This window comes from Campylobacter sp. RM5004 (assembly GCF_022369455.1).
Classification (GTDB): domain Bacteria; phylum Campylobacterota; class Campylobacteria; order Campylobacterales; family Campylobacteraceae; genus Campylobacter_E.
On sequence record NZ_CP059599.1, the window covers coordinates 1,491,239 to 1,512,414 of the forward strand.

21 protein-coding genes and 1 pseudogene are annotated in these 21,176 nt (G+C 29.0%); 11 read left to right on the plus strand and 11 right to left on the minus strand.

Annotated features, from left to right (window positions below; genetic code table 11):
* Positions 1 to 75 precede the first annotated feature (75 nt).
* The 6 genes from AVANS_RS07410 to AVANS_RS07435 are packed head-to-tail and all read left to right on the plus strand — an operon-like array spanning position 76 to position 5,553.
* Positions 76 to 759, plus strand: coding sequence for a F0F1 ATP synthase subunit A (locus tag AVANS_RS07410; RefSeq protein ID WP_239817249.1), 684 nt, complete (start codon positions 76 to 78; stop codon positions 757 to 759).
* A complete protein-coding gene (gatB, locus tag AVANS_RS07415) occupies positions 759 to 2,177 on the plus strand; it encodes an Asp-tRNA(Asn)/Glu-tRNA(Gln) amidotransferase subunit GatB (RefSeq protein WP_239817250.1) in 1,419 nt (472 codons plus the stop codon). The genes AVANS_RS07410 and gatB overlap by 1 nt, the downstream gene beginning before the upstream one ends.
* Complete coding sequence (locus AVANS_RS07420) at positions 2,174 to 3,052, plus strand: NAD(P)H-dependent glycerol-3-phosphate dehydrogenase (RefSeq protein WP_239817251.1); 879 nt, start codon at positions 2,174 to 2,176, stop codon at positions 3,050 to 3,052. The genes gatB and AVANS_RS07420 overlap by 4 nt, the downstream gene beginning before the upstream one ends.
* Positions 3,049 to 4,038 (plus strand): glycoside hydrolase family 3 N-terminal domain-containing protein, encoded by a 990-nt coding sequence (locus tag AVANS_RS07425; protein WP_239817252.1) that lies wholly within the window; start codon positions 3,049 to 3,051, stop codon positions 4,036 to 4,038. The genes AVANS_RS07420 and AVANS_RS07425 overlap by 4 nt, the downstream gene beginning before the upstream one ends.
* On the plus strand, positions 4,035 to 4,808 hold the full coding sequence (locus AVANS_RS07430; protein ID WP_239817253.1) for a TIGR02757 family protein: 774 nt from the start codon (positions 4,035 to 4,037) through the stop codon (positions 4,806 to 4,808). Before AVANS_RS07425 ends, AVANS_RS07430 begins: the two co-directional genes overlap by 4 nt.
* The gene (locus tag AVANS_RS07435; RefSeq protein ID WP_239817254.1) at positions 4,795 to 5,553 is read left to right on the plus strand and encodes a TSUP family transporter; all 759 of its coding nucleotides are present in this window, start codon (positions 4,795 to 4,797) and stop codon (positions 5,551 to 5,553) included. Before AVANS_RS07430 ends, AVANS_RS07435 begins: the two co-directional genes overlap by 14 nt.
* A 152-nt stretch (positions 5,554 to 5,705) precedes the next feature.
* Here the strand turns inward: AVANS_RS07435 and AVANS_RS07440 are convergent, their stop codons facing one another.
* The 6 genes and pseudogenes from AVANS_RS07440 to AVANS_RS07465 all read right to left on the minus strand — a co-directional run bounded on the left by AVANS_RS07440 (position 5,706) and on the right by AVANS_RS07465 (position 9,738).
* Complete coding sequence (locus AVANS_RS07440) at positions 5,706 to 6,485, minus strand: hypothetical protein (RefSeq protein ID WP_239817255.1); 780 nt, start codon at positions 6,483 to 6,485, stop codon at positions 5,706 to 5,708.
* Positions 6,486 to 6,510: 25 nt separating this feature from the next.
* On the minus strand, positions 6,511 to 6,741 hold the full coding sequence (locus AVANS_RS07445) for a 4-oxalocrotonate tautomerase family protein (protein WP_239817256.1): 231 nt from the start codon (positions 6,739 to 6,741) through the stop codon (positions 6,511 to 6,513).
* Positions 6,742 to 7,935 carry a chorismate synthase gene (aroC, locus tag AVANS_RS07450; protein ID WP_239817257.1) on the minus strand — a complete coding sequence of 398 codons (1,194 nt, stop codon included), beginning with the start codon at positions 7,933 to 7,935 and terminating at the stop codon, positions 6,742 to 6,744.
* Positions 7,928 to 8,611 (minus strand): ribonuclease III, encoded by a 684-nt coding sequence (rnc, locus tag AVANS_RS07455; RefSeq protein ID WP_239818545.1) that lies wholly within the window; start codon positions 8,609 to 8,611, stop codon positions 7,928 to 7,930. The genes aroC and rnc overlap by 8 nt, the downstream gene beginning before the upstream one ends.
* Positions 8,612 to 8,647: 36 nt before the next feature.
* Positions 8,648 to 9,037, minus strand: a pseudogene (rnhA, locus tag AVANS_RS07460) (ribonuclease HI); the annotation flags it as partial.
* Positions 9,034 to 9,738: a hypothetical protein gene (locus tag AVANS_RS07465; protein WP_239817258.1), complete on the minus strand. Its 705-nt coding sequence runs from the start codon at positions 9,736 to 9,738 to the stop codon at positions 9,034 to 9,036. The gene AVANS_RS07465 and the pseudogene rnhA, both read right to left, overlap by 4 nt.
* A 46-nt stretch (positions 9,739 to 9,784) precedes the next feature.
* Between AVANS_RS07465 and dnaG the strand changes: the two genes are divergently transcribed.
* Together dnaG and AVANS_RS07475 are read left to right on the plus strand one after the other, a co-directional pair.
* The gene (dnaG, locus tag AVANS_RS07470) at positions 9,785 to 11,509 is read left to right on the plus strand and encodes a DNA primase (RefSeq protein ID WP_239817259.1); all 1,725 of its coding nucleotides are present in this window, start codon (positions 9,785 to 9,787) and stop codon (positions 11,507 to 11,509) included.
* Positions 11,510 to 12,481: an argininosuccinate synthase domain-containing protein gene (locus tag AVANS_RS07475; protein ID WP_239817260.1), complete on the plus strand. Its 972-nt coding sequence runs from the start codon at positions 11,510 to 11,512 to the stop codon at positions 12,479 to 12,481.
* Between the two features lie 92 nt (positions 12,482 to 12,573).
* Here AVANS_RS07475 and AVANS_RS07480 read toward each other — a convergent pair whose 3' ends face one another.
* Positions 12,574 to 13,164: an NAD(P)H-dependent oxidoreductase gene (locus AVANS_RS07480; RefSeq protein ID WP_239817261.1), complete on the minus strand. Its 591-nt coding sequence runs from the start codon at positions 13,162 to 13,164 to the stop codon at positions 12,574 to 12,576.
* A 99-nt stretch (positions 13,165 to 13,263) separates the two neighbouring features.
* Here AVANS_RS07480 and AVANS_RS07485 point away from each other — a divergent pair, with 99 nt between their 5' ends.
* Positions 13,264 to 13,596, plus strand: coding sequence for a helix-turn-helix domain-containing protein (locus AVANS_RS07485; protein WP_239817262.1), 333 nt, complete (start codon positions 13,264 to 13,266; stop codon positions 13,594 to 13,596).
* Between the two features lie 8 nt (positions 13,597 to 13,604).
* On the opposite strand, the gene AVANS_RS07490 is transcribed toward AVANS_RS07485, so the two are convergent.
* The 4 genes from AVANS_RS07490 to AVANS_RS07505 form a co-directional block, all read right to left on the minus strand.
* Positions 13,605 to 14,150, minus strand: coding sequence for a hypothetical protein (locus AVANS_RS07490; RefSeq protein WP_239817263.1), 546 nt, complete (start codon positions 14,148 to 14,150; stop codon positions 13,605 to 13,607).
* A 45-nt stretch (positions 14,151 to 14,195) separates the two neighbouring features.
* Positions 14,196 to 14,792, minus strand: a complete 597-nt coding sequence (locus AVANS_RS07495; RefSeq protein WP_239817264.1) for a hydrogenase-4 component G — start codon at positions 14,790 to 14,792, stop codon at positions 14,196 to 14,198.
* 95 nt (positions 14,793 to 14,887) lie between these two features.
* Positions 14,888 to 16,435, minus strand: coding sequence for a flagellar hook-basal body complex protein (locus tag AVANS_RS07500; RefSeq protein ID WP_239817265.1), 1,548 nt, complete (start codon positions 16,433 to 16,435; stop codon positions 14,888 to 14,890).
* A complete protein-coding gene (locus AVANS_RS07505; protein WP_239817266.1) occupies positions 16,432 to 17,247 on the minus strand; it encodes a flagellar hook capping FlgD N-terminal domain-containing protein in 816 nt (271 codons plus the stop codon). Before AVANS_RS07505 ends, AVANS_RS07500 begins: the two co-directional genes overlap by 4 nt.
* Positions 17,248 to 17,339: 92 nt before the next feature.
* On the opposite strand from AVANS_RS07505, the gene ciaB reads away from it, so the two are divergent.
* Together ciaB and topA are read left to right on the plus strand one after the other, a co-directional pair.
* Positions 17,340 to 19,079, plus strand: a complete 1,740-nt coding sequence (ciaB, locus tag AVANS_RS07510) for an invasion protein CiaB (protein ID WP_239817267.1) — start codon at positions 17,340 to 17,342, stop codon at positions 19,077 to 19,079.
* A complete protein-coding gene (gene topA, locus AVANS_RS07515) occupies positions 19,080 to 21,167 on the plus strand; it encodes a type I DNA topoisomerase (RefSeq protein ID WP_239817268.1) in 2,088 nt (695 codons plus the stop codon).
* Positions 21,168 to 21,176 lie beyond the last annotated feature (9 nt).

A 21,176-nucleotide genomic window follows, 5' to 3' on the forward strand; every position in this document is an offset into this window, starting at 1 on the left:
TTACAAAAACATTAACCAATTACTAAAGGAGCTTTTGTAAAATCAAGGAATTACTTTCAATTTTAAGGATAATAAATGCACGATAGTTTATTTTTGTTTAGCGAATTTATTACTGATGATATTAAAATGGCTTATTTAATTCATCTAGTTTTAGTTCTTGCAATAATTTTAGTTCTAGCAAAAGCTGCCACTTCTAAAATGCAATTAGTTCCAAAAGGTGTTCAAAATATCATGGAAATGTTCTTAGAAGGCGTATTAAATATGGGTAAAGATACAATAGGTTCAAAAGAAGCTTCTTTAAAATATGTTCCTTTAATTGCTACTTTAGGTCTTGTTGTTTTTGTTAGTAATATGATAGGAATTATCCCAGGTTTTGAAGCTCCAAGTGCTAGTTTAAATTTAACACTTCCTTTAGCTGTTATTGTATTTTTTTACTATCATTATGAAGGTATAAAAACTCAAGGAGTTTGTAAATATTTTAAACATTTCTTAGGACCTGTTAAACTTATTTCTCCACTTATGTTTGTTGTAGAAGTGATTTCACACTTTTCTCGTATTGTTTCATTATCATTCCGTTTATTTGGAAATATAAAAGGTGATGATTTATTCTTAGGAGTTATCTTAACTCTAGTTCCATTCGTTGCACCACTTCCACCATATTTTCTATTAACTTTTATGGCTTGCTTACAAACATTCGTATTTATGATACTTACTTATGTATATATTGCAGGTGCTATTGCACTTGATGAGGAGCATTAATGGAATTTGAAGTAGTAATCGGTCTTGAAGTTCATACACAACTAAACACAAAAACTAAAATCTTTTGCTCATGCGCAACAAGTTTTGGAGAAGTTGCTAACACTAATGTTTGCCCCGTATGTTTAGCTTTACCAGGTGCTTTACCAGTATTAAATAAAGAAGCTTTACAAAAGGCAATATATTTTGGTAAAGCTATCAATGCAAAAATAAATGAAGTAAGTATTTTTAATAGAAAAAATTATTTTTATCCTGACTTACCTAAAGCTTATCAAATATCTCAATTTGATGTAGCAATTGTAGAAGGTGGAAAACTTGAAATTGAAGGCGATTTTGGTAAAAAAACAATAGGAATTACAAGAGCACACTTAGAAGAAGATGCAGGTAAAAATATTCACGAAAATGATAATTCTTTAGTAGATTTAAATCGTGCAGGAACTCCGCTTTTAGAAATAGTAAGCGAACCAGAAATTAGAAGTGCAGATGAAGCAGTTGCATATCTTAAAAAACTCCATTCTATTATAAGATTTTTAGATATTAGCGATGCAAATATGCAAGAAGGTTCATTTAGATGTGATGTAAATATCTCAATTCGCCCTAAAGGTGATGAGAAATTTTATACAAGAGTAGAAATTAAAAACCTAAATAGTTTTAGATTTATTCAAAAAGCTATTGAATACGAAAAAGAAAGACAAATAGCAGCTTGGATGGATGGTAAATACGAAAGCGAAATAGTTCAAGAAACAAGATTATTCGATACAACAAGACTTGTAACAAAATCTATGAGAAGTAAAGAAGAAGCAGCTGAATATAGATATTTTGCTGACCCTGATTTATTACCTGTATTAGCTACTAAAGAAATGATTGATGTAAAAATTCCAGAATTAGCAGATGAAAAAATAGCTCGTTATATGAGTGAATATGGAATAAAAGAAGATGATGCAAAGGTTTTAGTAAGTTCTCTTGAAATGGCTAAATTCTTTGAATATTTAATAGAAAGTGGCTGTTCAGCTAAACTTAGCACTACTTGGCTTAGTGTAGAACTTATGGGACTTTTAAAAGGTGAATTAAATATCACAAATTCTCCTGTAAGTAAAGAAAAATTAGCAGATTTAATCAAAGCAATTGATAGCGGAGAAATTTCAAATAAAGCAGGAAAAGATGTTTTAGCATATTTATTTGAAAACGACATTAGTGTAAGTGAATGTATTGAAAAACTTGGCTTAAAACAAGTTAGCGATGATGGTGCGATAAATGCAATCATTGATGAAATTCTAGCTAAAAACACAGATAAAGTAGAAGAATATAAATCAGGTAAAGATAAATTATTTGGTTTCTTTGTAGGTCAAGTAATGAAAGAAGGAAAAGGTGCCTTTAACCCTGCAAAAGTAAATGAGCTTTTAAAGGCTAAGCTTGGATGATTAGCGTAATAGGCTCAGGTAAGTGGGGTAGCGCAATAGCTCATGCTATCTCACTTAATAATAAAGTAAATATTTGTCCTTTTAATAAAAAAGATGGAGATTATATAAGTATAGATGAAGCTAAAAAAAGCGAATATTTAGTATTTGCTTTAAGCGCTCAAGGAACTTATGATTATCTTAAAACTAATTTCGCAAGTATAAATAACAATAAAGTTTTAATCGCATCAAAAGGTATTTATGAAGATATGTTCTTGCACGATATATTTTCAAAATTTTTTCATAAAGAAAATATATGTGTTTTAACAGGTCCATCATTTGCGGCTGAAGTTAGCAAAAATTTACCTACAGCTTTAGTAATTAGTGGAATTAATGAGAATTTAAATCAGGAATTTGCAGCCTTTTTTCCAAACTTTATTAAAACATACACAGATACTGATGTAATCGGTGCAGAGATTTGTGGTGCTTATAAAAACATAATTGCAATTGCAAGTGGGATTTGTGATGGATTAGAATTAGGCAATAATGCAAGAGCAGCTTTAATATCTCGTGGTCTTATTGAAATTACTAGATTTGGTAAATTTTTTGGAGCAAGAGATAATACATTTTTAGGACTTAGTGGGGCTGGGGATTTATTTTTAACTGCAAGCTCAACACTTTCTAGAAATTATAGAGTTGGTTTAATGCTTGCAAAAGGATATTCAAAAGAGCAAATATATAAGGAATTACAAGAAGTTGCCGAAGGAATTGCCACTACAAAATCAGTGTGTAAAATCGCTAAAACTAATAATATTTATTGCCCTATTGCAAATGAAATATCATTAATTTTAGATGGAAAAGACGTAAAAATAAGCTTACAAGATTTACTTAAAAGATGAAAAAGTTATTAATATTAATATTTACTATAAGCATAGGCTATTCTTCAAATTTATCAAACATAAGCACGCAAAGACTAGCAGGACAAATGATTATGATAGGCTTTAATGGAAAAGACATTAAAGAATACACAATAAGAAAGCTAGGTCAAGAAGCAAGCTTAGGAAAATTAGGCGGTATTGTATTTAGAGCGAATAATTTTACCGATACAGAACAAGCAAAAAAACTAGTAAAAAGATTTAAAAATATAGCAATAGTAAATCCATTATTTTTAGCAATTGATTATAAAGATTTAGATAAAAATTATGATTTTATGTATTTTAAAGAGCCTGATTTTGTAAATCAAACACTTAATATAAACGATGCAAGACTTAGCTATTTAAAAACAGCACTAAATCTAAAAGAATTAGGATTAAATCTAAATCTAAGCCTTGGAGTAAATACTCAAATTACAAATGATTTATTAGATAAACTCAGTATTTATGCAAGAGAGTATTCAGATGCCTTTAAACAAAGCAATATTTTAGTATCAGCAAAAACATTTCCTGGCGATATGAATTACTTAGAAAAAGAAGTAAAAGACTATAAAATAAGCTTTTTAAAGCCATTTTATGATTTTTCACAAACAAATAAAGTAGATATGATCATGGTCTCAAATAAAATTTATCCTATGCTAGATACAAATCCAGCAGTAATGTCAGAAAAAATCATAAATATTTTAAAAAATGATTTAGCTTATAAAGGCGTTATTATAAGTGATGATATTTTAGGTGGAGATTTAGATAATATTGACTTTAGCGAAAGAATAATAAATAGTATAAATGCAGGTGTTGATATATTATATTTTGGATTATCAAAAATCAAATACGGAGATACAGCAAGCTATGTAGTAGATATAATCACAAAAGCTGTAAATGATGGTAAAATCACTAGAAAAAGACTTGAAGAATCGTATTTAAAAATAACTAGCCTAAAAGAAAAATTATGATAAAACAATTATTAGATGAAGCAGCAAGTGTTAAAAATACTTTAGATAACCTTTATTCTCATCCTGACCCATTACAAGTTGTTTATGATAATATAAATCGTAAAGATATAGAATTTATTGCACTTATTTGTGCTTTATTTGCTTATGGTAATGCAGGAGCTATTGTTAAATTTTTAAAAAAACTTGATTTTTCATTACTTGATAAAAGTGATAATGAAATTAAAGAACTTAATAATTTATATAGATTTCAAAGCTCACAAGATGTAGCACAGATTTTTATAAGCTTAAAAAGATTTAAAGAAAAAACAAGCATAAAAGACTTTAGCCATAAAATATACAAATCTAGCAAAGAAAATAAATTACTAAATGTAATTTATGCCTTTATTAATGAAATTTATTCTTTAAATGATTATAGAAGTTCTGGTTATGAGTTTTTCTTTAGCAAGGTAAATAAAACAAGTGCTTATAAAAGATATTGTATGTATTATCGTTGGATGGTAAGAAATGATAATTTAGATTTAGGTTTATTTGATGAGATAAACCCAGCTGATTTATTAATGCCACTTGATACGCATACACATAAAATGGGCTTAAAATTAGGACTAATTACAAGAAAACAAGCCGATCAAAAATGTATGCTTGAGCTAAGCAAGGCTTTAAGAGAATTTTGCCCAAATGATCCTTTAAAATATGATTTTGCACTTTATAGAATATCGCAAACTAATGATGAAAAAGCCTTAAACGAGCTTATTAAAAATGCCAGATCTTAGCCTAATTCAAGAAATAATCGTATTAATCTCAGCTACTTTTGCAGGATTTATTGACGCTATTTGTGGTGGTGGCGGTCTTATTATAATTCCTATGCTAATAGCCTTTGGATTAGGAGAGCAACTTGCAATAAGCACGCATAAATTTCAAGCAATGTTTGCAATGCTTTGTTCTTTTTCTACACTTTTTAAATATATTGAGTTTAAAAAGCTATTTTTAGGCATAATTTTTAGCCTAATAGGTGGAATAATTGGTGCTAGAGTTTTAATCATAATAAATCCTGAACCATTAAAACCGATTATTTTATTTACACTTTTAGCCATATTTATCTATTCTATATTTAATTCAAAACTAGGCTCAATTAAAGCAAAGCAAATAATGAGCGAAAAATTATTTTATCCATTATTTGGCTTATTAATCGGTTTTTATGATGGCTTTTTAGGGCCTGCTACGGGTTCGTTTTGGATATTTGCTAGCATTAGCTTAATAGGACAAGATATAAAACAAGCTAGCATTAATGCAAAAGCTTTATGTATGGCAAGCGGAATGATTTCTCTTCTTGTATTTATAATAGATTTTAATATTTATTATTCGCTTGGTTTTAAAATGGCAGCTTGCGGGATATTTGGAGCATTTTTAGGAGCTAAGTTTGTTCTAAAATATAAAAGCACATCGATTAAAAAAATCTTTTTAATAATAGTATTTTTAACCCTTTCTAAGCTAAGTTATGAATATTTTATGAATTAAATACTTAACAATTTTTAAACCTTGCACGAATTATCAAACCAAATTCCTATTTTAAATTCTGCTGCCCTACCCTTTAAAAACAAAGGAATTTGAAATAGGAATTTAAATAAACAATTAACTAAGTTTTACGCTAGTTTAAAGAAATTTAAGTTTTATAAAAGATGATTTAGCCTACACTCAAACACATCAAAGCAAGGTTTTTCATCATAAGCTCTATTTGTATTACCACAACGATCAATTTCTACTCTAAACTTAAATTTTGAACCTAAATTATTATCAGTTGTCGTATATGAATACTCTAAAAATCCATCTTTTACATCAAATCCACCTTTAAAAAATACAATATCATATCCTCTGCTAGTTGATAAAAACAAAGGCCTTTCTAATAGTTTTTCTGAATAGTTTTTGCTATTTATTTTACGTTTTTGAAGACTTTCTATATCAAATGATTTTAAATCATCAAAATCCTTTATCTCATCAAGGGTATAAAAATATATACGTTCTTTTATATATTCATAAGCAATATTTTTATAATAAGCTCTAGTTTTGTCTAAAAAATCATTCGTAGCTCTTTTTACAAGCTCATCTTTACTTAAAATCTCATTATCTTTTACACAATATCCAAGCAAATCTTTTTCATAACTACTTTTTAAAACATAGCTAAAATCATTAAAATTAGAATAATCAACGACAGTTCTAACAAAAAGCGCTTCAAAACTAATGATTACAATACTAATGAGTAAAAATTTTTTAAAGCTAATTTTTCTAATTATTTTAATAATTAATAAAATTAAAATCGTAAAAATTGCTAAAGATATTAAAGGATAAGCAGCATCAAAAAGCTTAAAAGCTCTCCATGCAAAATAAAAAAATTCTAAAAAAACACCGATAAAAATAAAAAATCCAAATACTAAAGAAAGTAAAATTTGCATAGCAATTCCCCTAAAATAGGGGATTTTATCTATCTTCTAATTTGTAATTATTCACAAAATCAGCATTATTGATATTCTCAACGCTTCTTCCACCAAAACCTATGTGAGATTGTGGGATTTCTTCTAGCATTATTACTATTCTTTCACGCTTTTTGCCTAATTTTGTTTCAAAATATTCGGTTAAATCTTTTATGATTTCTTCGCATTTTTCTTTATTTGGCATTGGCGCTGCTAGTTTTATATTAATTACTGGCATTTATTCTCCTTTGTAGATTTTTTTAAGGTTGCTTATTTTAGCACACGAATTTAACATTAAAAAATCAGCTATTATAAAGCTTAACATTGATTTTAAAACAACAGCCCCACGCACTCCAACGCAAGGATCATGTCTTCCATGAATGCTATCTTTAATAAGTTTTAAATCTTTATTTAGCATAGTTTGTTCTTTAAAAATTGAAGGAGTTGGCTTAAAATGAGCCTTGATATAAATATTTTCTCCAGTGCTAATTCCGCCAACAACTCCGCCACTAAAATTATGTCTAGTATGCAAAAATAAAGGCTTGTTTATATTAGCCTTTGCTTCTTTAAATGATACAAAATTACTTGATTTTTTCACTATATTACTTGTAGTGTTTGTGTGATTTTCGCTATTGCTAACGCCTAAAATCTCATCATTTGCAAATGAGCCATTCATTGAGCTTAGTTTTCTTCCTGCTCCAATTTCAACGCATTTTACAGCATTAAGCCCCATAAATGCACTTGCAATTCTAGCATCTAGCTTATCATAAAGCCCATTTCCTAGCCCTGCCATTACGCCAAATGCAGCAACACTTACACTAGCACCTACACTATCATTATTGTTTTTTGCTTTTATGATTTCATCTTTAAATAATTCTTTTATTAAATCATCGCCTAAAGCGTTAAAGTCTTTAGCTAAAGCGTTTTTATAATCATTTTCGCTAAATTTAAACTCATCTAAACTAACTCCACCTACCCCGCAAATACTTGCATAAGTTCTTATATTAAATTCTTTTAGTATTAAATCTGCAAAACTTCCTGCAATAACCCTTGCAAGGCTTTCTCTAGCACTACTTCTACCACCACCACGATAATCAAAATGCTCGTATTTTGCATAATAGCTAAAATCAGCATGAGCAGGGCGTAAATGCTCTTTATAATCTTTACTTCTAGTGTTGTTATTTTCTACAAGTACGCAAATTGGAGCACCTGTGCTAATATCATTAAATACTCCGCTAATTATATTTATCTCATCAGCTTCTTTTCTAGGAGTGCTAAATGCTCCACCACCTTGTCTTAGCTTTAGTTGTGAGTTTATATAATCAATATCAATCTTAATTCCTGCTGGATAATTGTCTATTACAACGCCTATTGCTTTTCCGTGACTTTCTCCAAAGCTACTAAATTTTAAAAAACTTCCAAAACTATTCATCTTCTAATCTTTCTAGTGCTAATTTTGCGGCACTTTGCTCTGCTTCTTTTTTACTATTTCCTATAGCTTTTGTAAATAATTCATCGTTTAAGAAAAGTCCTATTTCAAATTCTTTTTTATGATCAGGTCCTTTTGTGCTAAGGATTTTATATTCTGGTGTTTGCGCCATTATTGCTTGAGTTTTTTCTTGAAGCTTTGTTTTATAATCTTTTATAAGTTCTATATCAATCTTAGGAAAAACTTCATTTAAAATCTTTTCGCCAACTTCTCTTGCTTTTTCATAACCACTTTCTAAGTAAATTGCACCTATTATTGCTTCGTAAGCATCTGAAAGTAAGCTTGGCTTTGCTCTTCCGCCGTTATTTTCTTCTGAAGTTGATAATTGTAAAAAATCTCCTATATTTAGGTATTTTGCAATTTTTGCAAATGATTTTTCATTTACAAGTGCAGCTCTTAATTTACTTAAATCTCCTTCACTAAAATGTCCGAAATCTTTAAATAAAATATTTGCCACTATTAAATCAAGAACCGCATCACCCAAAAACTCAAGCCTTTCATTATGAGTTTTGCCAAAACTTTTATGTGTTAGTGCTTGATTTAATAGAGCTTCGTTTTTAAATTTATAATTTAATTTATCTTCTATCTCTTTATATTTTGAATGTTTTTTTTCTACTATTACGCCTTTTTCATACTCAAGTGCTTTTGTCCTTGCTAATTCATCACACATTTCATTATAAGTATCGCCATTATGAGCCTTTACCCAAATTGCATTGATTTTATGTGATTTTGAAACTTCTAAATAATTTTTCCATAATTCAACATTTTTTTTACCCTTAAAGTTGGTTTTAACCCAACCGCTAAGCCACTCATTAATTCCTTTTACTACATATTGACTATCGCTATATAAATCAATTTCACAAGCTTCATTAAGACTTGAAAGTGCATTAATACAGGCACTTAGTTCCATAATATTATTTGTTGTAGAGCTTTCTCCACCACTATCTTTTGTAATTTTGCCATCATCTAATTTTATCCAAGCCCAACCACCTGCTCCTGGATTGTTTAGGCAACTTCCGTCTGTATATATAGTTATTTTTTTCATATTTTTATCCTTAAATTAGCTTGTAAGCAATCACATCTAAAGCACTGCGAACAAAACGGAGTGTAAAATAAAGAATGCGATGAACAATATTTGCATAAATAAAATTGATTGATAGAACTAGCATCTATTATTTTATCATCTACTTTTACTTGCTTATATGAAAAATTAGGAGAGTTTTTATAATTTTTTATAAATTCTAAATCCTTTTCATAATCATTTAAAACACATAAGCATTTATAAACTTCTATGCAATCATTTATTTCATTTAATTTAAAGTGAATATAAGCAAGACTTAACAACGCTGCTTCATCTCTAGCACGATTTTTTAAAATTTTTAATAAATCTTGCTTAGCGTCATTTAACAAACCTAGCCTTAAATCACATTGTGCTAATAGATATAATAAGTCTTTATCATTACTAAATTCATTTAATAAATTGATTAAAACTTGCTTACATTCTAAAAACATTGATGCTTTAAAAAATCCATTTGCTAAATTAAGCCTTTCATCAAAACTTAAATTGCTTAAATATTTAGGCTCAAGTGCGTTAAAATTAGCAAGATATTTTTTAATATTTTTATTAGTTTGACTTTCTTTTAAACTTGCAAAGATGATTTGAGATAGTGCAATGATTAAAACAAGGCTAATTAATACTAAAATACCAAAAATAGGATTTCTATAATAGCTAAGTATTAAATCCACAAATATCCTTTAAAAAAAATTAATTAATTATACATATAATACTTTTATGATTACAAACGAGAGCATTCAAAGATTAAAAGAAAGTGTTAATATTGTTGATTTAATTTCAAATTATATTCCAGTGCATAAAAATGGTGCGAATTATATGTGCGTTTGCCCTTTTCATGCTGATAAAAACCCTAGTATGGCTATTCGTGAAAACGAAGGTTTTTTTCATTGCTTTGGATGTGGGGCTAATGGCGATGCTATAAGTTTTTTACAAAAATATAATAATTTAGATTTTATAGACGCTGTAAAAGAATTAGCAAATATGTATAACTTCGTTTTAGAAGATGATAAAAAAACAAAGGTCTATCAAAAAAACGATGCTTTAGTGGTATTAAATGATTATTATATAAGCGAATTAAATATTCGTGGGAATTTGATTTCGTATCTTGAAAAAAGAAAAATCACAAGAGATTTAAGAATTAAATTTAATCTTGGCTACGCACCTAGTGCAAACGATACTTTAAGAGTATTGCAAAAAGCAAATATTCCTTTAGAAAATGCTCTAAACGAAGGAGTTCTTAAAAAAAACGAAAATGGAGTTTATGCTTCTTTTATAGAAAGAATTACCTTTCCTATTTATGATAATACAGGCTTTTTAGTAGGTTTTGGAGGACGCACACTAAATCCGCAAAATCCTGCGAAATATGTAAATTCCCCTGCTTCGGCTCTTTTTGATAAAAGCACTATTTTTTATGCTTATCACTTAGCAAAAAACGATATTAATAAGCACAAAAGAATGATAATTTGTGAAGGCTATATGGATACAATTAGCCTACATAAAGCAGGTTTAACCTATGCAGTAGCAGTGTTAGGAACTGCACTTACTAAACAGCATTTAAGACTAATTAAAAAAGATTGCTTTGTATCGCTTTGTTTTGATAAAGATGGTGCAGGATTAAATGCTGCATTTAAAGCAGGTGTATTGCTTAGTGCAAACGGCTATAACGCCGAAGTAATAAGGCTAAAAACATACAAAGACCCAGGCGAATATATTGAAAACAACGAAGAATTAAAGCTAAAATCAGAATTAAACAACGCAATAAATATCATTACATTTTGTATTGAATATATATTCAAAAAAGAATTAGAGCTTGAATATTTAGACAAATTAAGCATAAGTAAAATTGAGCCATTTTTGATAAAACAAGCTTATTTAAAAGTCTTAGAATATACAAATACAATTGATAGTTTTTTAGCAAATACTCATCTTAAGATATTTTGCGAAAATTATGGGCTTGACTTTAATCTATTAAATGGAATAAAAGCAAAAGTTATAGAAAAAAAACCACAAATTAAAAAAACAAGCAATATTCAAGAAGATAGAATAATTTATTTTCTAGCTATTTCTAAGGCAAATTTTAATGTTTTGATTTTAAGAGAATATTTTCAAAATCCACTAATTGATGATGTTTTAGATATGAACTATGCAAGTGCAGGACTAATTGAGTTTTTAAACAATTTTAGCAACGCACAAAAAATTGATAATATTTTAGTTTTTTTTAATAATTTAGCTAATTATTACGCAAGTTTTAATATTCTAAACGCTTCTTTATTTAAAAACTATGCAGCAGAGATTATAAAAAACTTAAAATTAATTCACAGCAAAGAAGGTTTAAAAAAGGCTTATCATTGTTTAGTTGAATTAATCTTAGTTCATAACAAAGCCTTAGATGAAGAAGAAAAAGAAAAATTAAAAGACTATATAAGAAAATTAGGAGAATAAATGAAAGCATTAGCTTTATTTAGCGGTGGTCTTGATAGTATGTTAGCAATCACTACCATTGCAAAACAAGGAATAGAAGTTGAAGCCATTCATATTGATACGGGATTTGGTGGAAGCAATTTTGAATTATTAAAACGCCGTGCAAATATGGCAGGAGCTAGCTTTAGAGTAGTTGATATTAGTAGTGCGTATTTGCAAGATGTTTTATTAAATCCAAAATATGGCTATGGAAAAGCTATAAATCCTTGTATTGATTGTCATGGTTATATGTTTAAGACTGCACTTTCTATGTGTGAAGATTTAGGAGCTTCTTTTGTAATTAGTGGAGAGGTTTTAGGTCAGCGTCCTATGAGCCAAAGAGCACAAGCATTAAATAGCGTTGCAAAACTTAGCGAAGATAAGGATAATAAGATTTTACGCCCTTTAAGTGCTAAATTACTTGCACCAACTTTACCTGAGATTAATGGCTGGGTTGATAGAGAAAAACTGCTTGATTTTAGTGGCAGGGGAAGAACTAGACAAATGGAACTTGCAAATATTTATGGATACAGCGATTATGAAAGCCCAGCTGGTGGATGCTTATTAACCTTGCAAGCTTACAAAAACAAAATACAAGATTATTTAAAATACGATACTTTAGATAGCCAAAATGCAAAATTATTAAGATACGGAAGACATTTAAGACTGCCAAATAATGCTAAGATGATAATTTCAAGAGATGAAGCAGAAGGCATAAAAATCTTAGAATTATTAGCAAATGAAAAAATAAAAATGAGCGAGATTAAAACAGGCTTAATCGGTGCGATTTCTTTACTAGATAATAATGCTAGTTTAGATGATATTAATCTTGCTTGCTCACTTGCACTTGCTTATGCTAAAAGTCCAGATGATAAAGAATGCGAGTTTAAAGGGCAAAAATATTTTGCAAAAGCACTCAGTAAAAACGACGCTAAAAAATACTTTATAGTTTAATGAAATTCCTGTTTCAAATTCTTAAAATAGGAATTAAAACTTTCTTACTAAGCCATATTTAACATTAAGTAATATGGCTTAATAATTTTAATTTAATACTTCTTTACAATTTCCTTTAAAATATGTTCTTTATATTCTTTTAGATATTTTTCGCCTTGATTTTCTTTATGCACGTCATAGCAAGCAAAGGTTTTAAGTGCCTTCATACCCAAAAACTCATGAGTTTTCATAATGCTTATACCAACTCCATCAATACCAACACCACCAAAAAACTGATTTTTATCAGTAAATGCTTCCTCAGGTGCATTCCAAGTCCAAGAAATCATAAATTTTTTATCTTGACAAAGCCCACCTGAGCCGTATTTTTTACTTGCATCGTTTCTACTTCTGCCATCATTTTCCCATAATTTTCCAGCGCCTTCTTTAAAAACTTTTGCAAAATATTCCCATACTATCCAAGGTGCATTCATCCAAAATCCTTGCACTTGAAAGATAATAATATCTGCTCTTAATATTTTTTCTACTTCAGTTTTTGGCTCATACCCTTCATCAATAATGGTTTGCTCTACTTTAAAACCATTTTCATTCAAAGTATTAAATGCAACTTGACAAAGACTTGCACTTAATTTTGCTTCTGAAAACCCAAAGGCTTTAGCACCATTAATCAGTAAAACATTTTTCATAAAATCTCCTTGTGTAAAAAATGAAAAAACATTATAATTTACACCTAATTTTTAGTCAATACGAATAATTTTGTTAGATACTAACCAAAAGGAGAGTGTATGGAAAAATGTCATCAAGATGAAAAATATATCGGTAAATGTGGGTTTTATTATACTTTAAGTCTAATTTCAAGTAAGTATAAAATGAGCATATTATACCTTTTGTCAAAACATAAAATTATAAGATACAACGAGCTTAAAAGAATGATAGATGGAGTTTCTTTTAAGAGTTTAACAAAAGCTTTAAAAGAGCTTGAAAATGATGATTTGATAATTCGCACCGAATACCCACAAATCCCACCAAAGGTTGAATATAGTTTGAGTAAAAGGGGAGAAAGCTTGATTCCTATACTTGATTTAATGTGTAAATGGGGTGTTGATAATAGACAATAATTTAATTCCTATTTCAAATTCTTATAATTTTTTATTAGATATATAAGAGTTGCAATGAAGCTAATAATAAAAAATGCTAATATCAAGCTTTGTTTAAATAAAAATATATTTATTAAAGCAATAAATATAAGTCTTATGATTAATTCTTTTTTGCCTAAATTAATATTAAGATTTGTTTCATTATTACACAAGCTCAAAAACAATATCAAGAATAAAAAAGTAAAAAATATGTATATATTATAATCTGTAAAATAGCTTGAAGCAAACAAAATAAAAGGAAAAAATATAATTAAAATAAATACAAATTTTTTATACTTTTTCGCCCTATAAATAAGAGTAAAAATAAGTGTAAAAACTAATATTTCTGCTAAACATCGGTAGAATTCAGTAAATTTTATATAAATACTATAATCAATTAATAATAAACCATGTATAAAAAGCGATACTAAAGAAATAACACCCCAAAACTTAAAAAAGTCATTTTTGCTTAAATTAGCATTGAAGTTTAATAAGAACACATTTAAAAAAGTTTTTAAGAAGATATTTTTAAACATTTAAAACCTAACTCCTACTTCTAAACTAGAAGTAGGAAAAATAAATTATGCTTTAATATCTACTAGATTTCCGCCTAATTCAGCAATTTTGTCATCTATTGCTTTTACAGCTCTTTCTATTGTAGCATTTGCAATATCATCATAACCTTTGCTAAATCCACCTAGCATTTTATCAGCTTGTTTAAACCCACGCATGATACCTTCACGACCAGCTTTTAGTTTTTCTATATCATCTCCAGCACCAGCTAGAACAAAACCAGCTATTCTATCGCCTGTTTGCTTACTTCCCCAGTAGCCATCTTCGCTAATTAATTCTTTTGCTTTTGCAGGTGTTAAGTCTTGTAAATTTTCAAAACCACTTCCTAATTTGCCTAAAGTCCCTAAGAAAGTGCTAAGCTGCATTTCGTTTTTTGAAAAACTTGCGATATTTCCTTGAACGCTGAATTGAGTAGAACTTAATTGCATGCTTTGTGCTATATAAGCATTAGTAATATCCTTACCACTAACACTACTTAAGTCCCTATCTCCTAAGTCAATTCCTATATTTTTTAAATTGTCTTTTATTGCATTTCTTGCATCATCTTGAGTTTTTACGCTTTTTGGCATTGTAAAGCCGCTTGAGCCAACTGAACTAATACTCATAATTTCTCCTTTGTTAAATTTAAATTAATATCGGATTAATTTATAAAAACTTTAATATTTTAACAATTATTATTAATTATGAGCATTAAATTTAATTATTTCTTCATCTCAATTGCACGCTTTAGCATTTGATCAGCTGTCGTAATGCTTTTAGCATTTGCTTCATAGGCTTTTTGAAATACAATAACTTGAGTAAGCTCTGTGCCTAAATCAACGTTACTTTGCTCTAAATAATTTGATTTAATCTTATATGAATTAATTACATCATTATTTGCGTCTTTAAAAAATATTGCATTTCCACTATCAGGAGTGGTGCTAAATTCATTTTCGCCATTTTTATGAAGACCTTGCTCATTTATAAAATTAAATATTGCAAACTTAGCAACAGCTTGAGATTTGCCATTTGTAAAATTAGCTAATATATTTCCCCTATCATCAATATTGTAATCTCTTAAAATACCTGCAGGATAGCCATCAGCCGATACATAACGCTCTATTTTTGCATTATCAATGCAGGTTAATCCATCATAACCGCCTTTATTATCCCCACCTGCTGTTCCTAGATTTAGATTAATTCCACCTATATTTGTTAGCTCATTGATTTTTAAAGAGCCATCAGGATTAAAAATAATATTTCCACTTACTTCTTCTAAAACATTTCCTTTAGCATCTTTTAACACAGCAGTAGCCTTAAAATCTAAATCTTTTATCGCTTGAATTTGCAAATCAATCTTTCTTATATTTCCATTTGCATCATAAGTTGCTATGTCAAATTTATTAATAGCTCCTACCTTTACACTCTTTACTTGTTTTGCACTAAAGCTTTTTACATTTCCACTAATTTGCTTTTCTAATTCCCCAAACTCATTTGCATAAGCTTCAATAGTTTCGCTTCCGCTACCTCTATCAACTTCTAAAAATATTCTTGCATTTGGTTCTAAATTACTTGCTTTAAAAGTGCTTTTATTATCTTCTGCAAAAAGCTCAATATTTTTAATTTCTGTATATTCATCTACTTCTTTAAATTCATTGCTAAGATTTGCCTTAACATCTACATTTGTAGTTGCAATTGCATTCATAAAAAGTGTTTTTGGCAATTTTATAGGGCTTTGTGCATTTGGCTCATTTAGTTTAATATTTAAATCATTATTTGATATTGTATAACCAGCGTTTGAGCTAATATTTCCATACATTTGTTTAATATTATCATTCATGGTACTTGCATTAAAACCTGCATTCATAGTGCCAAGCACAAATCTTCCAAAACTATCAACCAAATTATAATCAGCATCAATGTTAAAAGCACCATTTCTAGTGTAATAAGTATTGCCGTCATAATCTTTTATGCCATAAAAGCCTTTTCCTTCAATAGCAACATCAAAGGTATTTTGACTTGCTACTAAAAATCCTTGCTTTTGAGAAAAAGTTGAGCTTAGACCACTTGCAGCAAGTCCTACTTGATTTGCTCCAAAATTATTAAGCCCACCAACATCAACTCCTGTTTGATAAAAAATATCTTTAAACTCAGGAATAGCAGCCTTGTAGCCTACTGTGTTAATATTAGCAATATTATTTGCTAATAAATCCATTCCGAAGCTATGGGTTTTTACCCCACTAACTCCGTTATAAAGTGAACGCATCATAGTTTTTCATCCTGAAATTGTTTAACTTCATCAAAGCTTATTTGTAAATCTCCAGCGTTTAAATAAGCCTTGCCATCTTCAAAGGTAACTCCGTCTATTTTAAAATATCCACTAGGAATTTTTACTATATTTCCATTTTCATCTTCGTATTCTGCAAGGAATTTGAATTCGCCCTTTTCTCTAATAGTTCCATCTTCATATCTTGTATCCCACAAGAAATTGTTATTTCCTTTTATAATATGGTCTTTACTTATAGTAAAACCATCAATTTGTTCGTATTTATCATTAAATACTCCAATTCTTACATCGTTTGGAGCACCATTTGGAAAGTATAAGTTAAATGGTAAATCCACTGCCTTACCATCATGAGTAAAGCCATCTTTTTTAAGTATTGCCATTTTACCAACTGAATTAATCATTCCAATTCCAACGCTATTGCTAAGTAATTCCATTCTTTTTGCAAGCTCATCCATTGTTTTATTAGTTTTTTCTTGGGTTTCAAGTGCTGCTAATTGGCTTGTTTGGGTTAGCATTTTATCACTATCCATAGGGCTTGTTGGGTCTTGATGTTTTAACTCTTCAAGCAATAATCTCATAAAAGCTTCTTGAGAAATCTTAGCATTAGGGTTTGTTCCATCAGCTTCTTTTAAAGCTTTAGCTTCTGCTTCTTGCTTTTTAATATCACTTGTATGAGTTGTATTATCTAAGCTAAATCCTGCATCTCTTTGCTTTTTAGTTAAATTATCTACATTTTGTTTTGATATGTCAGTTCTTACACTACTCATTGTATTATTCATAGGTGAAATTGCCATTTTCTTATCCTTGTTCAAAATAATTTATAACATATAGCAAAGTGTGTTCCACATTTAAAGATTTTTGGCAAAATGCGAAAAAAGGAGAATAAATGTTAAGTGAAATTATAAAAAATCACGAATTAAACTTATTTAATTTATATAATCTAAAAAATACAAGCGAACACGAATTAAGCAAAATAATAAATAATGCCTTAGATGAATTAGGCTTAGAAAATAATGATTTAAACTTTAATTCTTTCTTATTAAGAATTATTGAATTAAACACTACAAATTATGAAAATACTTGCAAGAAAAATAATATTAATTTAACTAAGGCAAAAAACTTAGCTTATAAAATAGCAAAAGAATTTTATGAAAAAAGACATTTAGAATTAATCACAAATCTAAGCCCTTATTTAGATGAGTTTTATATAGATTTATTACATTTAGTGCATAAAATCGGGCTTATTTTTAATAGTATTCAGCCAAAATGGGATGAAGTAATTAATAAAAATAATGAGTTTTTTAAAAGCTTAGAAAATCCTTATGACTTTATTAAAAATAATAAACTTTATTATCTTGATGAAAAAGGCGAAATCGCAACTAGGATTTACGCACTTGCTATTAATTTAGACACTAAACCAGAACTAAAACCATACTCTGAGTATTTTAGCGATGAGTTTAGAAAAATTGATGAATATTTTAATGAATTTTTTGCTAAAAATCACAAAAATGAGCCTTATATAAAATATCTTAAAGCCTTGCAAAATGCTTTAATGAGTAAAGAATTAAGCCTTAAGCCTTTTCAAGATGCTGAGATTGCTTGGATGGGGGTAAAAGACTTTATTCAAGTAGGACATTTCTTAGAATACTATGAAGATGCTTTCACTCACTCGGTTGCTATTGAATGGGATATTAGAATTGATGATTCATATAATTTTAATAATGAAAACTTTGTAAATAAAATGAAGACAAGCCTAAATAAAATCTATAAAGATAGCAATATAAATTGTATAAGTGCATTAAATCTTAGCCTTGCAAATCTAAATAAAATAGAACTTCATATAAGCAAACCTGCGATTTATTACGGAGCTGAGCTAAATGGTTTATTTTCAGCTCAAGTTGTGCCAAATGATGAATTTGTATCGGCAAATTATGGCAAAAAAATCTTCGCATTTTTAGATTTTGTCTATAAAAAAGCAAAATCAAAACCAAAAACTATGCTAAATCAAAAAGTATTTAGCAAAGACTACAACGACTATACACAAAGCGTTTTAGATGATGAGTTTTTATGGAAAAAGATTTATGAAATTAGCACAATAGGACATGAAGCAGGACATATTTTCTTTATAGATAGCGATACTGAAAGCCTTATGAATAAAGATGGAGTATTTAAAAATATTGAAGAATTTAAAGCTAGTGCTGGTGGGGTGTATGATTTTTTAAATAACTTAGATGAAAAATATAAAAAGCCACTTTTAGCAAATATTACAAGCCGTGCAATATCTTTAATGGCTTATAAAAGCACTAAAGAAATAGAGCCGTATTATTGTGAAGGGCTTATATTTTTAGAGATTTTATTTAAAAGCGAAGTTTTAAAATTAGGCGAAAATACTTTAGTAGAAGTTGATTTAAATAGATTTAGTGGATTTGCTAATGAGTTTTTAAAAGTTTATTTAAATCTTGCTAAAACATATTTAAATAAAGAAAATGCGAATAATTTTTTAAAAAATTATGTAGTGTTAAAAGATTTAGAATACATTAGCAAAAACGAAAATATTGTAAAACTTGGCGATGAATATAGAAGACTTTATGATGAATACGCTAATGTTTTAATAAAAGGAGAATAAATGAGTAATACCCTAATAATAGTAGAATCACCTAGCAAAGCAAAAACAATTTCAAAATTTGTAAGCAGTGATTACTCAGTAATCGCTAGTAAAGGTCATATTAGGGATTTACCTAAAAATAGGCTTGGAATTAGTATAGACAATGGACATTTTGAGCCTGATTATGAAATAAGCAAAACTCATGCAGGTATAGTAAAAGAGCTAAAAAGCCTTAGCAAAGGTACAAAAGTTTTACTTGCAACGGATGAGGATCGTGAAGGAGAAGCGATTGCTTATCATCTTGCAAATATCTTAGGCGGCGATGTTTTAAGCTATGATAGAATTGTATTTCACGAAATTACAAAAGATGCTATATTAAACGCTATAAAACACCCTAGAAAAATAGATTTAAACAGCGTAAATGCCCAACAAGCAAGACGCATGTTAGATAGAATTGTGGGCTTTAAACTAAGTGGCTTGCTATCAAGCAAAGTTGCTAGTAAGCTAAGTGCTGGAAGAGTTCAAAGTGCAGCCTTAAGATTAATCGTATTAAAAGAGCGTGAAATTAGAAATTTCGTAAGCATTGAATATTATGAACTTGATACTAAATTTAAACAAGATTTAGAAGTAGAATTAATAGAATATGAAGGCAAAAAAATAGCAAAAACAAGCCTAACTGATAAAGCCTTAGCTGATGAGATTTTAAAACACATTAAAGGTGCTAGATTTAGCGTAGATGAAGTAAATATAAAAGAGCGTAAAGATAGCCCAAAACCACCTTTTATGACCTCAACACTTCAACAAGCTGCTAGCTCAAAATTAGGCTTTTCTCCGAAAAAAACAATGATGTTAGCACAGACTTTATATGAAGGCGTTCAAACTCATGCAGGTTTTATGGGTGCTATTACTTATATGAGAACAGATAGCTTAAACTTAAGCGAAGAAGCAATTAAGGCTGCAAGAGAGCAAATTAACAAAGATTATGGAAAAGAATATGTTCCAAGCAAAGCAAGAATTTATGAGACAAAAAATAAAGGCGCTCAAGAAGCTCACGAAGCAATTCGTGTAACTAATACAGCCTTTACTCCAGCAATTGCTAAAGAGTATTTAAAACCAGATGAATATAAATTATATAAGCTAATTTATGATAGATTTTTGATGACTCAAATGGCTGATGCAAGGATAGAAAATAATACGATTTATATCACAAGCGATAAGGCTAAGTTTAAATTAAGTGGAAGAAGAGTGCTATTTGATGGGCATTTAAAACTTAATGATGATGCTAGTGGAGATAAAATATTGCCTAATTTAAATAAAGGTGATGAAATGACTTTACAAAGTGCTAAAGTAAAGACACTTCATACAGAACCACCTGCAAGATACAATGAAGCAAGTCTTATTAAACAGCTTGAAGAATTAGGCATAGGAAGACCTTCTACATACGCTCCTACAACAAGCCTTTTAATAGATAGAGATTATGTAAATGTTGAGAAAAAACAGCTAATTCCTAGTGAAAAAGGCGAGAAAATTATAGAATTTTTAGAAGAGCATTTTATGCAAATTGTAGATGCTAAATTTACTAGTACTATGGAAGAGCGTTTAGATGAGATTGCAACCCATGGGCGTGATTTAGATGAAGTTTTAAACGAATTTTATGAGCCATTTATTACAAAAATAAATGATGGAAAAACAAGCATTCAAAGTCAAAAACAAGTTGAAAAATTAGGCGAAAATTGTCCTGATTGTGGCAAAGAATTATTAATTCGTGAAGGAAGATTTGGCAAATTCATAGCTTGTAGTGGCTATCCTAAATGCAAATATTCAAGGAATTTAAACGAAACAGCAAACGAAACGAAAGAAGAAAAACCAAAAAAAGAAGTAGTAAAGCTTGAAGTTCCTTGCCCTAAATGTGGTGGGGATTTAGTGCAAAGATTTTCTAAGCGTGGAGCATTTTATGGATGTAGCAACTATCCAAAATGTAATTTTATAAGCTCATATCCATTAGCTAAAGAAAAATGTGAATGTGGTGGAACTATGATTATTAAAGAGCTTAAAAAAGGAACATTTTTAGAATGCTTAGAATGTAAGCAAAAAACAAACAAGGAATAATTATTAACT